The 12,755-nt window shown below is 73.9% G+C and carries 11 protein-coding genes; 1 reads left to right on the forward strand and 10 read right to left on the reverse strand.

Going from position 1 to position 12,755, the window contains the following annotated elements:
* Positions 1-174: 174 nt before the first annotated feature.
* From KSE_RS07230 to argC, 9 genes are all read right to left on the reverse strand, one after another.
* The gene (locus KSE_RS07230; protein WP_014134628.1) at positions 175-669 is read right to left on the reverse strand and encodes a GNAT family N-acetyltransferase; all 495 of its coding nucleotides are present in this window, start codon (positions 667-669) and stop codon (positions 175-177) included.
* Positions 670-956: 287 nt separating this feature from the next.
* Positions 957-2,321 (reverse strand): FAD-binding oxidoreductase, encoded by a 1,365-nt coding sequence (locus KSE_RS07235; protein ID WP_014134629.1) that lies wholly within the window; start codon positions 2,319-2,321, stop codon positions 957-959.
* Positions 2,322-2,375: 54 nt separating this feature from the next.
* The gene (gene argH, locus KSE_RS07240) at positions 2,376-3,797 is read right to left on the reverse strand and encodes an argininosuccinate lyase (RefSeq protein WP_014134630.1); all 1,422 of its coding nucleotides are present in this window, start codon (positions 3,795-3,797) and stop codon (positions 2,376-2,378) included.
* A gap of 84 nt (positions 3,798-3,881) precedes the next feature.
* Complete coding sequence (locus tag KSE_RS07245; protein WP_033258152.1) at positions 3,882-5,075, reverse strand: argininosuccinate synthase; 1,194 nt, start codon at positions 5,073-5,075, stop codon at positions 3,882-3,884.
* A gap of 110 nt (positions 5,076-5,185) precedes the next feature.
* Positions 5,186-5,740, reverse strand: coding sequence for an arginine repressor (locus tag KSE_RS07250; protein ID WP_014134632.1), 555 nt, complete (start codon positions 5,738-5,740; stop codon positions 5,186-5,188).
* 25 nt (positions 5,741-5,765) lie between these two features.
* Entirely contained in the window at positions 5,766-6,968 is a 1,203-nt protein-coding gene (locus tag KSE_RS07255) for an acetylornithine transaminase (RefSeq protein ID WP_014134633.1), read from the reverse strand.
* Complete coding sequence (gene argB, locus KSE_RS07260) at positions 6,965-7,897, reverse strand: acetylglutamate kinase (protein WP_014134634.1); 933 nt, start codon at positions 7,895-7,897, stop codon at positions 6,965-6,967. Before argB ends, KSE_RS07255 begins: the two co-directional genes overlap by 4 nt.
* A gap of 23 nt (positions 7,898-7,920) precedes the next feature.
* Positions 7,921-9,099 (reverse strand): bifunctional glutamate N-acetyltransferase/amino-acid acetyltransferase ArgJ, encoded by a 1,179-nt coding sequence (gene argJ / locus KSE_RS07265; RefSeq protein ID WP_014134635.1) that lies wholly within the window; start codon positions 9,097-9,099, stop codon positions 7,921-7,923.
* Positions 9,096-10,124, reverse strand: coding sequence for an N-acetyl-gamma-glutamyl-phosphate reductase (gene argC / locus KSE_RS07270; protein ID WP_014134636.1), 1,029 nt, complete (start codon positions 10,122-10,124; stop codon positions 9,096-9,098). Before argC ends, argJ begins: the two co-directional genes overlap by 4 nt.
* A gap of 104 nt (positions 10,125-10,228) precedes the next feature.
* Between argC and KSE_RS07275 the strand changes: the two genes are divergently transcribed.
* Positions 10,229-11,431, forward strand: coding sequence for a TolB-like translocation protein (locus KSE_RS07275; protein ID WP_014134637.1), 1,203 nt, complete (start codon positions 10,229-10,231; stop codon positions 11,429-11,431).
* Positions 11,432-11,650: 219 nt separating this feature from the next.
* Here KSE_RS07275 and KSE_RS07280 read toward each other — a convergent pair whose 3' ends face one another.
* Complete coding sequence (locus KSE_RS07280; protein WP_014134638.1) at positions 11,651-12,649, reverse strand: LacI family DNA-binding transcriptional regulator; 999 nt, start codon at positions 12,647-12,649, stop codon at positions 11,651-11,653.
* Between the last annotated feature and the right edge of the window lie 106 nt (positions 12,650-12,755).

The following is a 12,755-nucleotide window of genomic DNA, read 5'->3' on the forward strand; positions in this document are numbered from 1 at the left end:
CGGTGGGGATGCATGTCGTCGTCGTGGTCATGGAACCCAGTAAATCAGACATTTGGTCCACGTCCCATTTTCCGGGACTCGGCGTCCACACTGCGGACACGACCCTTGCGGCACAAGCACTGCGGCGCCCGACCCCTCGTTCGGGTCGGGCGCCGCAGGATGCTGTCAGGCGGGTCAGGCGGCCAGGGTGGCGGGCACCGGCTTGGCCAGTGTCACGATCGACAGCCGGCGCGACACCTCGCGCACCTCGGTCTCGCGGTAGCCGAGCCTGCGGTACAGCCGCAGGTTCCCTAGGCTGCGGTGGCCGGTGAACAGCTCGAAGCCGCCCGCCGCGCCGTCGGCCGTCAGCTGGGCTTCCAGGCCCTCCAGCAGGCGGCGGCCGAGGCCGTGCCGCTGCATCCGCGGGTGCACCACCAGCCGGCCGATCTGGCCGACGCCGTTCTCGTCCACCCAGCCGCGGACGCTGCCCACCACCTCGTCGCCGAGCCGGGCCACCAGCACCCGGTGCTCGGACAGCTCGGCCTGGAGGCTCTCCAGGGTCTGGGTCAGCGGCTCCAGCGTCCAGTCGCCGTACAGCTCCGCTTCGCTCTGGTAGCCGAGGTACTGGAGCTTGAGGATCTGCTCCGCCTCTTCCGGTCGTGCCGCTGCGATGATCACACTCATGCCCATGTGCGGGGGCCTCCATCGTTAAGTGCCCGGCGCGTGCGAGTGAGGGTCTGGCACCGGTTCCTGTTCCGAGGTGTGCCCGGACGGGGATCGGCCCGGCCCGGGAGAAGCGCGACGCGTCCCGCCGGACGGTGGTCCGGGTCACCGGGACTGACGCGCTCACGCTCAGTATCCGGGCGGCCGGACGACCGTCAAGAGAGACGTTCGCCACCGCTCTACCCAGGCGCCGGCTGTTCTCAACCTTCCGGACGCCCGACGTGGCGAGCGTCACGCCCCCTCGGGTGGCGTCCTCACCCGCTCGGCCGAATGTTCTGGTTGAACCGGAACAGGTTCGCCGGGTCGTAGCGGTCCTTCAGCGCGACCAGCCGCTCGTACTTCGCCAGCCCGTACGCCTCCACCACCCGGGCCTGCCCCTCCTGGCCCATCAGGTTGACGTACGCGCCGCCGGAGGAGAAGGGGCGCATCGCCTCCCAGCACTCCCGCGCCCACTCCACCTGCGGCCGGGCCGGGCCGTCCGTCCAGCGCCCCACCGCGTTCAGCAGGTACGGCGCCGTCCGGTGCGTGTAGGCGGTGTCGTCCGGGCCGACCCGGGCCACCGCGCCGCCCAGGAAGGCCAGTTGCAGCCGGGCCTGCGGGCCGGGCATCGCCGCCACCCGGGCGGCCAGCCGGTCGATCGCCGCGCCGTCCAGCACCGAGAGGAACTCGGAGCGGCCGTAGTTGCCCGCGCCCGGGCCCCGGTCCGCGTCCAGCATCCGCTGCCAGAGCGCGTACGGGCGGGTCTGCACGGTGTCGGCGACCACCCCCGGCAGGGCGCGCAGCGGGGCGACCGCCTCCCGGCCCCGGTCGGCCCGGCCGGACCAGCACAGGCCGATCCGCAGCGCCGTCCGGTCCGGCAGCCGCGGGACGCCGCGCGGGCGGCCGAACTCGACGCCCACCGTCAGGCCGTCCGGGGCGTCCGCCATGAAGTCGCGCACCGCGGCCAGGGTCGGCGCCAGCAGCTCCACCGGCACGTACAGCGCGCCGCACAGCACGTGCGGGCCGACCCGGTGCAGCCGGTACGTGAACGAGGTCACCACCCCGAAGTTGCCGCCGCCGCCGCGCAGCCCCGCGAACAGCTCCGGGTGGGCGGCGGCGCTCGCCGTCAGCAGCCGCCCGTCGGCGGTCACCACGTCCGCCTCCACCAGGTTGTCGCAGGTCAGCCCGTACGCCCGGGCCAGCCAGCCGACTCCCCCGCCGAGCGTCGCCCCGGCGATCCCGGCGCCCGAGTACGGCGCGCCGGTGGTCGCCAGGCCGAACGCCTGCGTCTCGTGGTCGAACGCCCCCCAGGTCACCCCCGGCTGCGCCCGGGCCAGCCGGCGGGCCGGGTCGACCCGGACGCCGGTCAGCCGGGACAGGTCGATCAGCAGCCCGCCGTCGCAGGTCCCCAGCCCGGCGAGGCCGTGCCCGGCGCCGCGGACCCCGGCCGGCAGGCCGTGCTCCCGGGCCACCGCGACGGCCAGCAGCACGTCCGCGACGCCGGTGCAGCGGGCGATCAGCTCCGGCCGCCGGTCCACGGCGGCGTTCCACACCGCGCGGGCCGCGTCGTACCCGGCGTCCCCGGGCACCAGGATCTCGCCCCGGAACCCCTCGGCGAGCGCGGCGGCTGCTTCGGCCATGGCTCAAGGGTAGGCCCGGGGGCGGGCGGCGGCCCGGGGAACGGCGGACCGGGCTCAGCCGATCCAGGCCCGCTGGACGGCGAGGTCCTGCTTGACCTCGGCGAGCTGGACGGCGACCGCCGAGGGGGCGGTGCCGCCGCGGCCGTCGCGGGAGGCGATGGCGCCGTGCACCGACAGGACGGTGCGGACCTCGGGGGTGAGGTGCGGGGAGATCGCGGCGAACTGGGCGTCGGTCAGGTCGGCGAGCTCGATGCCCTCGGCCTCGCAGACCTTGACGCAGGCGCCGGCCACCTCGTGCGCGACCCGGAACGGGACGCCCTGCTTGACCAGCCACTCGGCGATGTCGGTGGCGAGCGAGAAGCCCGCCGGGGCCAGCTCCTCCAGCCGCTCGCGGTGCACGGTCAGGGTGGCGACCATGCCGGTGAAGGCCGGGAGCAGCACCTCCAGGGTGTCGCAGGAGTCGAAGACCGGCTCCTTGTCCTCCTGGAGGTCGCGGTTGTAGGCCAGCGGCAGGGCCTTCAGGGTCGCCAGCAGGCCGGTCAGGTTGCCGATCAGGCGGCCGGACTTGCCGCGGGCGAGCTCCGCGATGTCGGGGTTCTTCTTCTGCGGCATGATCGACGACCCGGTGGAGAAGGCGTCGTGCAGCGTGATGAAGCCGAACTCCTTGGTGTTCCAGATGATGATCTCCTCCGCGATCCGCGAGAGGTTGATGCCGATCATCGCGGTGACGAAGGCGAACTCGGCGACGAAGTCGCGCGAGGCGGTGCCGTCGATCGAGTTGCCGACCGAGCCGCGCTCGAAGCCGAGCTCGGCGGCGACGGCCTCCGGGTCGAGGCCGAGCGAGGAGCCGGCCAGCGCGCCGGAGCCGTACGGGGAGACGGCGGTGCGGGCGTCCCACTGCCGCAGCCGCTCGGCGTCCCGGCCGAGGGCCTGGACGTGGGCCAGCACGTGGTGGGCGAAGAGCACCGGCTGGGCGTGCTGGAGGTGGGTGCGGCCGGGCATCGCGGTGGCCGGGTGCGCCTCGGCGAGGCCGACCAGGGCCTCCTGGAGGTCGAGGACCAGCGCGCCGATGGCCTTGCCGTGGTCGCGCAGGTACATCCGGAACAGGGTGGCGATCTGGTCGTTGCGCGAGCGCCCGGCCCGGAGCTTGCCGCCGAGGTCGGCGCCGAGGCGCTCCAGCAGGCCGCGCTCCAGCGCGGTGTGCACGTCCTCGTCGGCGACGGTGCCGGTGAAGGCGCCGGACTCGACGTCGGCCAGCAGCTGGTCGAGGCCGGCCAGCATGCCGTCGAGCTCGGCGTCGGCGAGCAGCCCGGCCTTGTGCAGGACCCGGGCGTGCGCCTTGGAGCCGGCGATGTCGTACGGGGCGAGCCGCCAGTCGAAGTGGACGGAGGCGGAGAGCTTGGCCAGGGCCTCGGAGGGGCCGTCGGCGAAGCGCGCGCCCCAGAGGCGGACGTCTGCGGGCTGGTCGGCGGTCATCGCGTGGGCTCCTTCGAGGGGTGGGTCTGGGTGTGGCGGTGCCCCGGCCGCCGCGGGCGGCCGGGGCGGGGTGCTGCCGGTGGATCAGGCCAGGTCGCGGCGGGCGGCGATCTTCGAGGACAGGCCGAAGATCTCGATGAAGCCCTTGGACATGGACTGGTCGAAGGTGTCGCCGGTGTCGTAGGTGGCGAGGTTGAAGTCGTACAGCGACTGGTCCGACTTGCGGCCGTTGACGACGGCGCGGCCGCCGTGCAGGACCATCCGGATCTCGCCGGAGACGTGCTGGTTGGCCTCGTTGACGAAGCCGTCCAGGGCGCGCTTGAGCGGGGAGAACCACAGGCCGTCGTAGACCAGCTCGGCCCAGCGCTGCTCGACCTGCCGCTTGTAGCGGGCCAGTTCGCGCTCGACGGTGACGTTCTCCAGGGCCTGGTGGGCGGTGATCAGGGCGATCGCGCCGGGGGCCTCGTAGATCTCGCGGGACTTGATGCCGACCAGGCGGTCCTCGACCATGTCGAGGCGGCCGACGCCCTGGGCGCCGGCCCGCTTGTTCAGCTCCTCGATGGCCTGGAGCACGGTGACCTTGCGGCCGTCGATCGCGACCGGGACGCCCGCCTCGAAGGTGATGACGACCTCGTCGGCCGCGCGCTCGGTGGCCGGGTTCTGGGTGTACTCGTAGACGTCCTCGATCGGGGCGTTCCAGATGTCTTCCAGGAAGCCGGTCTCGACGGCGCGGCCGAAGACGTTCTGGTCGATCGAGTAGGGGTTCTTCTTGGTGGTGACGATCGGGAGGTTCTTGGCCTCGGCGAAGGCGATCGCCTTGTCCCGGGTCATCGCGTAGTCGCGGACCGGGGCGATGCACTTCAGGCTCGGGGCCAGCGACTGGATGCCGACCTCGAAGCGGACCTGGTCGTTGCCCTTGCCGGTGCAGCCGTGGGCGACGGTGGTGGCGCCGTGCTTCTGCGCGGCGGCGACCAGGTGCTTGACGATCACCGGGCGGGAGAGCGCGGAGACCAGCGGGTACTGGCCCTGGTACAGCGCGTTGGCCTTGAGGGCCGGCAGGCAGTACTCGTTGGCGAACTCGTCGCGGGCGTCGGCGACCTCGGCCTCGACGGCGCCGCAGTCGAGCGCGCGCTGGCGGATGACGTCGAGGTCCTCACCGCCCTGGCCGACGTCGACCGCGACCGCGATGACCTCGGCGCCGGTCTCCTCGGCGATCCAGCCGATGCAGACGGACGTGTCCAGACCGCCCGAGTAGGCGAGTACGACGCGATCGGTCACGGCTATCTCCATTCACAACACAGGTTCCATGCGGCGTTAGGCATAAGTATGCACCACCGCGTATGAGTTCACAAACCAGTACCGCACAGCGTGTTTAAAACAGCCCGGAACTACTGCGACTTGGCCTGGGCGAGTTGCATCAGGTGGTCGGCGAGCGCCTGCCCGCCCGCCGCGTCGCGGCTGATCAGCAGCACGGTGTCGTCGCCGGCGATGGTGCCCAGGATCTCGAACACCTCGGCGGTGTCGATCGCGGAGGCCAGGAACTGGGCCGCGCCGGGCGGGGTGCGCAGCACCACCAGGTTGCCGGAGGCGGTGGCGGAGACCATCAGCTCGCCCGCCAGCCGGGCCATCCGGGCCTCGCTGGCGGACTCGCCCATCGGGGCGCGCGGGGTGCGGTCGCCGCCCTCGGCCGGGACGGCGTAGATGAGCGCGCCGTCCCGGTTGCGGATCTTCACCGCGCCGAGCTCGTCCAGGTCCCGGGAGAGGGTGGCCTGGGTGACCACCAGCCCGTCGTCGGCGAGCAGCTTGGCGAGCTGGCTCTGCGAGCGGACGGGCTGACGGGTCAGCAGGTCCACGATCCGCCGGTGGCGCGCGGTGCGGGTCTGCGGGACCTGCGGCGTGGGGCCGTTGGCGGGGGTCGCGGGCTCGGGTCGGTGTTCGGTCATAACTGATGATTCTCCTGAAAGACGCTCAGCTGTTCGCGTCGGGGGCGGCTTCGCGGACCGTCCGGAGGATGGCGGGCAGCGCCGCGAGGAAGGCGTCGGCCTGCTCCTCGGTGAGCACCAGCGGCGGGACCAGCCGGACGGCGTCCGCGGTGGCGGCGTTCACCAGGAAGCCCGCCTCCTGGGCGGCGGCCTGGACCCGGGCGGCGACCGGCGCGGTCAGCACGATGCCGAGCAGCAGGCCCTTGCCCCGGACGTGGTCGACCAGCGGGTCGCCGATCGCCTCGACGCCGGAGCGCAGCCGCTCGCCGAGCTTGGCGGCGTGCTCCAGCAGGCCCTGCTCCTCGATGGTGCGCAGCACGGCCAGGCCGGCCGCGGCGACCACCGGGTTGCCGCCGAAGGTGGTGCCGTGGTGGCCGGGGCCGAGCAGGTCGGCGGCCGGGCCGAAGGCCAGCACGGCGCCGATCGGCAGGCCGCCGCCGAGGCCCTTGGCGAGGGTGACGACGTCCGGCTCGACGCCCTCGTACGCCTGGTGGGCGAACCAGTGGCCGGTGCGGCCGGTGCCGGTCTGGATCTCGTCCAGGACCAGCAGGGTGCCGGTGGCCCGGGTGATCTCGCGGGCGGCCTCCAGGTAGCCGTCCGGGAGCGGGATGGCGCCGTTCTCGCCCTGGATGGGCTCCAGGAAGACGGCGGCGGTGTCGGTGGTGACGGCGGCGCGCAGGGCCTCCACGTCGCCGAACGGGACGTACGTGACGTCGCCGGGCAGCGGCTTGAACGGGTCCTGCTTGGCGGGCTGGGCGGTGAGCGCGAGGGCGCCCATGGTGCGGCCGTGGAAGGCGCCCTGGAGCGAGACCAGGTGGGTGCGGCCGGTCAGCCGGGAGATCTTGAAGGCGGCCTCGTTGGCCTCGGTGCCGGAGTTGCAGAAGAAGACCTTGCCCGGGCGTCCGGACAGCTCGATCAGCTTCTCGGCGAGTTCGATGGTCGGCTCGGCCATGAACAGGTTGGAGACGTGGCCCAGGGTGGTGATCTGCCGGGTCACCGCCTCGACGATCGCGGGGTGGGCGGTGCCCAGCGCGTTGACGGCGATGCCGCCGACCAGGTCGAGGTACCGCGTGCCGTCGGCGTCCCAGAGGTACGAGCCCTCGCCGCGCGCCAGCGGGATCCGCGGGGTGCCGTAGTTGTTCATCAGGCTCTGCTGGTACCGCGCGGTGATGCTGTCGTTGCCGCTCATGCCAGGCCCCCCAGGACGGTGCCGTCGTCGTCGGGCACGACCATGGTGCCGATGCCCTCGTCGGTGAAGATCTCCAGCAGCAGACTGTGCTGGACCCGGCCGTCCAGGACGCGGGCGGTGCCCACGCCGGAGCGGACGGCGCGCAGGCAGCCCTCCATCTTGGGGAGCATGCCGGAGGCCAGGGTGGGGAGCATCTCCTCCAGCTCGCTGGCGTTCAACTGGCTGATCACGTCGTCGGATTCGGGCCAGTCCTTGTAGAGGCCCTCGACGTCGGTGAGCACCACCAGCATCTCGGCGCCGAGCGCGACCGCCATGGCGGCGGCGGCGGTGTCGGCGTTGATGTTGTAGACGTGGCCGTCGGTGCCGCGGGCGATCGAGGAGATCACCGGGATCCGGCCGTCGGCGATCAGCGCCTTCACGGCGCCGGCCTCGATGTTGACGATGTCGCCGACCAGGCCGATGTCGACCTGCTCGCCGTCGACCACGGCGTAGCGCTTGGCGGCGGTCATCGTGTGGGCGTCCTCGCCGGTCATGCCGACGGCGAACGGGCCGTGCGTGTTGAGCAGGCCGACGAGTTCGCGCTGGACCTGCCCGGCGAGCACCATCCGGACCACGTCCATGGTCTCGGGGGTGGTGACCCGCAGGCCGGCGGTGAACGAGGACTCCAGGCCGAGCTTCTCCAGCTGGGCGCTGATCTGCGGGCCGCCGCCGTGCACCACGACGGGGTGCAGGCCGGCGAACCGGAGGAAGACGACGTCCTGGGCGAACGCGGCCTTGAGGTCCTCGTCCACCATGGCGTTGCCGCCGAACTTGATGACCACGGTCTTGCCGTGGAAGCGCTCCAGCCAGGGCAGCGCCTCGATCAGGGTGCGGGCCTTGGGCAGGGCGGCGTTGCTGCGGGCCTGTTCGCCCTTGGGTGCGATCTGCATGGCGGTGGGTCGTCCCCCTGGGGTCAGCTGGAGTAGGCGCTGTTCTCGTGCACGTACTCGGCGGTCAGGTCGTTGGTCCAGATGCTGGCCGAGGCCCGACCGGCCTTGAGGTCGGCGGTGATGACGACCTCGCGGTCCTTCATCGAGACCAGGTCGCGGTCCTCGCCGACGCCGCCGTCGCGGCAGACCCAGACGCCGTTGATGGCGACGTCCAGCCGGTCCGGGTCGAAGGCGGCGGAGGTGGTGCCGATCGCGGACAGCACCCGGCCCCAGTTGGGGTCCTCGCCGTGGATGGCGCACTTGAGCAGGTTGCTGCGGGAGACGGTGCGGGCGACGTCGACGGCCTCGGCCTCGGTGGCGGCGTTCACGACGTCGATCCGGATGTCCTTGGAGGCGCCCTCGGCGTCGCCGATCAGCTGGCGGGCCAGGTCGGCGCAGACGGCGCGCACCGCCTCGGCGAACTCCGCCTGCTCGGGGGCGACCCCGGAGGCGCCGGAGGCCAGCAGCAGCACGGTGTCGTTGGTGGACATGCAGCCGTCGGAGTCGACCCGGTCGAAGGTGGTGCGGGTGGCGGCGCGCAGCGCGTCGTCCAGGGCGGCGGAGTCGACCACGGCGTCGGTGGTGACCACGACCAGCATGGTGGCCAGGCCGGGGGCGAGCATGCCCGCGCCCTTGGCCATGCCGCCGACCGTCCAGCCCGCGGCGGCGGTGGCCTGGGCGGTCTTGTGCACGCTGTCGGTGGTCTTGATGGCGATCGCGGCGCTCTCGCCGCCGGTCTCCGACAGCGCGGCGACGGCCAGTTCGACGCCGGGCAGCAGCTTGTCCATCGGCAGCCGGACGCCGATCAGGCCGGTGGAGCAGACCGCGACCTCGATCGCGCCGACGCCGAGCTCGGCGGCGACCTTCTCGGCGGTGGCGTGGGTGTCCTGGAAGCCCTCGGGGCCGGTGCAGGCGTTGGCGCCGCCGGAGTTGAGGACCACGGCGGCCAACTCGCCGTCGTTCAGCACCTGGCGGGACCACTTGACCGGCGCGGCGTGCACCCGGTTGGAGGTGAAGACGCCGGCCGCGGCGTGCAGCGGGCCGTCGTTGACGACCAGCGCGAGGTCCGGGTTGCCGGACGCCTTGATGCCGGCCGTGACGCCCGCCGCGCGGAAGCCCTTGGCCGCGGTGACGCCGGTGTTCTGGTCCTGGGGGGTGGTCACGGTGCGACTCCGTTCAGCGGGAGGCCGAGCTCCTCGGGGAGGCCGAGGGCGATGTTCATGCTCTGCACCGCGCCGCCGGCGGTGCCCTTCACCAGGTTGTCGATCGCGCTGATCGCGATGATCCGCCCGGCGTGCTCGTCCAGCACCACCTGCAGCACGGCCGCGTTCGAGCCGTACACCGACGAGGTGTGCGGCCACTGGCCCTCGGGCAGCAGGTGGACGAACGGCTCGTCGCCGTACGCCTTCTCGTAGGCCGCCCGCAGCCCGTCGGCGGTGGTGCCGGGCCGCGCCTTGGCCGAGCAGGTGGCGAGGATGCCGCGCGGCATCGGCGCCAGCGTCGGCGTGAAGGAGACGGTGACCGGCTCGCCCGCGACCGGGGACAGGCCCTGGGACATCTCCGGGGTGTGCCGGTGGCCGCCGCCGACGCCGTACGGGCTCATCGAGCCCATCACCTCGCTGCCCAGCAGGTGGGTCTTGGCGGCCTTGCCGGCGCCGGAGGTGCCGGACGCGGCGGTGATCACCGCCTCCGGCTCGGCCAGGCCCGCGGCGTACATCGGGTACATGGCGAGGTTGACGGCGGTCGGGTAGCAGCCGGGGACGGCGATCCGCCTGCTGCCGCGCAGCGCCTCGCGGTGGCCGGGCAGCTCGGGCAGGCCGTAGGGCCACGTCCCGGCGTGCGCGGAGCCGTAGAACCGCTCCCAGTCGGCCGCCGACTTCAGCCGGTGGTCGGCGCCCAGGTCGACCACCAGGACGTCCTCGTCGAGCTGGGCGGCGAGTTCGGCGGACTGCCCGTGCGGCAGGCCGAGGAAGACGACGTCGTGGCCCGCCAGCGTCTGCGGGTCGGTCGGCTCCAGCACCCGGTCGGCCAGGCCGATCAGGTGCGGCTGGAGCGCGCCGAGGGGCCGGCCCGCGTTGGAGGCGCCGGTCAGCGCGCCGATCTCCACCTCGGGGTGCGCCTGCAGCAGGCGCAGCACCTCGCCGCCCGCGTACCCGCTCGCGCCCGCGACCGCTACTCGCAATACCATGGCATTCCCTCCTGGAGCCCAGCATGAATATACGCAGGCTAGCAAAATCATGCAAGGATCCGGCAGGCCGGAAACCTGTCGTGCCCACCTCCTAGGGTGGCCCCATGACCGATCTCGCCTCGCTGGCCGGGCTGTTGACCGAAGACGGCCGCCCCGTCGACCTGCTCGCCTGCCACCCCCGCCTCCCGCTGGCCGCCGGGATCAGCACCGACGAGGACGCCGACCGCTCGCGGATCCGGGTCTGGGACTGCTCCGACGGGCAGCTGCGCGCCCTCGGCGGCCTGGACGTCGAACTCTTCACCAGCGCCTGGCACGACACCTGCCTGCCCCCGCTCGCCTGGCACCCGCGCGAACCGCTGCTGACCGTCGCCGACGGCGCGCTGCTGCGCCGCTGGACGCCCGACGGCCCGGCCGAACCGCTCCCCGCCCCCGCGGGCTGCGAGGCGCTCGCCCACAGCCCCGACGGCCGCGCCCTGTGGGCCTCGACCGACAACGACGGCGAGCGCTCGACCGTCCTCGACCCCGCCACCGGCGCCGCCACCACCGCCCGCTGGTGGGACACCGGCATCGGCGTCCACCCCTCCGGCGAACTGGTCGCCACCCTGGTCAGCGACCAGGGCGCCACCTTCTGCGTGTTCGGCCGCCCCGGCGGCCCCGACGGCGCGATGCGGCAACTGCGGCGCGCGCTGATCCTCGACGTCGACGGCTACGGCGCCCCGCTGTTCAGCGCCGACGGCCGGCACCTCGCCCTCCGCGGCAACGCCTACGTCGACTCGCTGGACGTCTTCGCCTTCCCCTCGCTCCGCCGGGTGCTGCACACCGTCCTCTCCCGGGACGAGGAATGGCCGCGCCACAACCTCGCCTTCGGCCGGCGACCCGGCGTGCTGTGGATCGGCACCCCCACCGGCTCGCTGATCGAACTCGACCTGGAGGCCGGGCAGTCCGTCGAACACCAGGGCCCCACCACCCTGGCCGTCACCGCGCTCGCCGCGACCGCCGCCGGCGAACTCCTGGTCGCCCAGGAGAACGGCGGCCTCACCCTGCTGACCCCCCTCCCCGAGGACGACGACCCCGCCCCCGCCCCCGCCCCCGCGACCACCACCCCGGCCGAGGACGCGGCCGCGTTCCTCGCCGCCACCGAGGAGGCCCCCGCGGACGGCGACCTCGAAGCCCACCTGCACTACACCGACGGCGAGCGCGACTGGGACCGCGACAAGCTCGACACCGTCACCGAGAGCGCCCCCGGCGACCCCACCTGGCTGCGCCTGCGGGCCGACGTCAACCGGTTCACGGGCCGCGGGAAGTAGGCCCGCGCCGCCGGAACCGGGGCGCGCCGCCGGGCCCGGGGCGCGCTGTCGGCGGGGCACCGCACAGTGCCGCGCCTGGGAAACCGGGTGCACCTCGCGCCGCCGGAACCGGCCGACGCGTGGAACGGCCGGCCGGCCGAGCCGGTCGGGTGGCGGACGGCGCGCCGGCGGGGTTCGGGGAGCGGGCTCCGGACCCGCGGTGGTGGGCCGGGGCGTCCGTCAGGCCGGGGCGTTCGCGTCGGTGGAGCTGCGGACGACGAGCTGCGGGGTGAAGCGCTCGACGTCCTCGGTGCGGTCGGCGGCGGGGGCCTGGAGGAGGGCGAGGGCGCGTTCGGCCATCGCGGCGAGCGGGTGCCGGAGCGAGGTGATCGGGGGGTCGAGGAGCTCCAGCAGTTCGGTGTCGTCGAAGCCGGTGACGGCGATCTCGCCGGGGACCGACACCCCGGCCCGCTGCAGGGTGCTGACCAGGCCGACGGCGAGGACGTCCGCGCCGCAGACCACGGCGTCGATCTCGGCGCGGCGCCCGGCGATCCGGCGGCCGGCGGTGCGGCCGGCGTCGGTGGTGAAGCTGGGCAGCAGGACGGTGGGCGCGTCGGCGCCGCGGGCGGCGGTGAAGGCGGCGAGGCGTTCCGCGCCGGAGGAGGACGCCTGGCCGGCGGCGACCATGGCGATCCGGCGGCGGCCGAGGCCGTCCAGGTGGTCGAGCAGCAGTCCCATCGCGGCGGCGTTGTCCAGCGTGACGGCGACCGTGCCGGAGCCGCGCGCCCAGCGGTCGAACAGCACCACGGGGGCGCGCCCGGCGGCGGCCCGGACGGCCGCCCCGGAGGCCGCGGCGGAGACCGGGACGACCAGCAGCCCGTCCACCCGCCCGCTCAGCAGGGTCTCGATCTGCTCGGCCTCGATGGTCGGCGAGTTCGCCGCGTCGGAGACCACCAGCTGCCCGCCCGCGGCCCGCACCTGCTGGGCGATCGCGTCGGCGAGCTGGACGAAGTAGGGGTTGGCGAGCGAGGGGACGACCACGCCGACGGTGCCGGTGGTGCCGGTGCGCAGCGCCCGCGCGGAGTGGTTGGTGCGGTAGCCGAGGCGCTGGGCGGCCTCCTCGACCCGGCGGGCCAGGTCGGGGTCGACGTTGCGCGGGGTGCCGGCCAGCACGCGGGAGGCGGTGGCGCGGGAGACGCCGGCGGCGGCGGCCACGTCGAGGAGTCGGGGCGCTGTCACGTGGGGTCCTCCCCGGTCGGAACGGTGTGGGGTACGGCGGTGTGGGGTGCGGCGGTGCGGTGTGGCGGCGTGGTGGCGGCGGTGCGGTGTGCGATGTGTGTGGTGC

The sequence above is a fragment of the Kitasatospora setae KM-6054 genome, from assembly GCF_000269985.1.
GTDB classification, from domain to species: Bacteria; Actinomycetota; Actinomycetes; order Streptomycetales; family Streptomycetaceae; genus Kitasatospora; species Kitasatospora setae.

What these genes read in the sequence shown, in the direction of transcription:
- KSE_RS07250 (WP_014134632.1), bottom strand. Translation starts at nt 5,740, where the DNA reads ATGACCGAACACCGACCCGAGCCCGCGACCCCCGCCAACGGCCCCACG.
- argH (WP_014134630.1), bottom strand. Translation starts at nt 3,797, where the DNA reads ATGACCGCCGACCAGCCCGCAGACGTCCGCCTCTGGGGCGCGCGCTTC.
- argB (WP_014134634.1), bottom strand. Translation starts at nt 7,897, where the DNA reads ATGCAGATCGCACCCAAGGGCGAACAGGCCCGCAGCAACGCCGCCCTG.
- KSE_RS07275 (WP_014134637.1), top strand. Translation starts at nt 10,229, where the DNA reads ATGACCGATCTCGCCTCGCTGGCCGGGCTGTTGACCGAAGACGGCCGC.
- argC (WP_014134636.1), bottom strand. Translation starts at nt 10,124, where the DNA reads ATGGTATTGCGAGTAGCGGTCGCGGGCGCGAGCGGGTACGCGGGCGGC.
- KSE_RS07230 (WP_014134628.1), bottom strand. Translation starts at nt 669, where the DNA reads ATGGGCATGAGTGTGATCATCGCAGCGGCACGACCGGAAGAGGCGGAG.
- KSE_RS07235 (WP_014134629.1), bottom strand. Translation starts at nt 2,321, where the DNA reads ATGGCCGAAGCAGCCGCCGCGCTCGCCGAGGGGTTCCGGGGCGAGATC.
- KSE_RS07255 (WP_014134633.1), bottom strand. Translation starts at nt 6,968, where the DNA reads ATGAGCGGCAACGACAGCATCACCGCGCGGTACCAGCAGAGCCTGATG.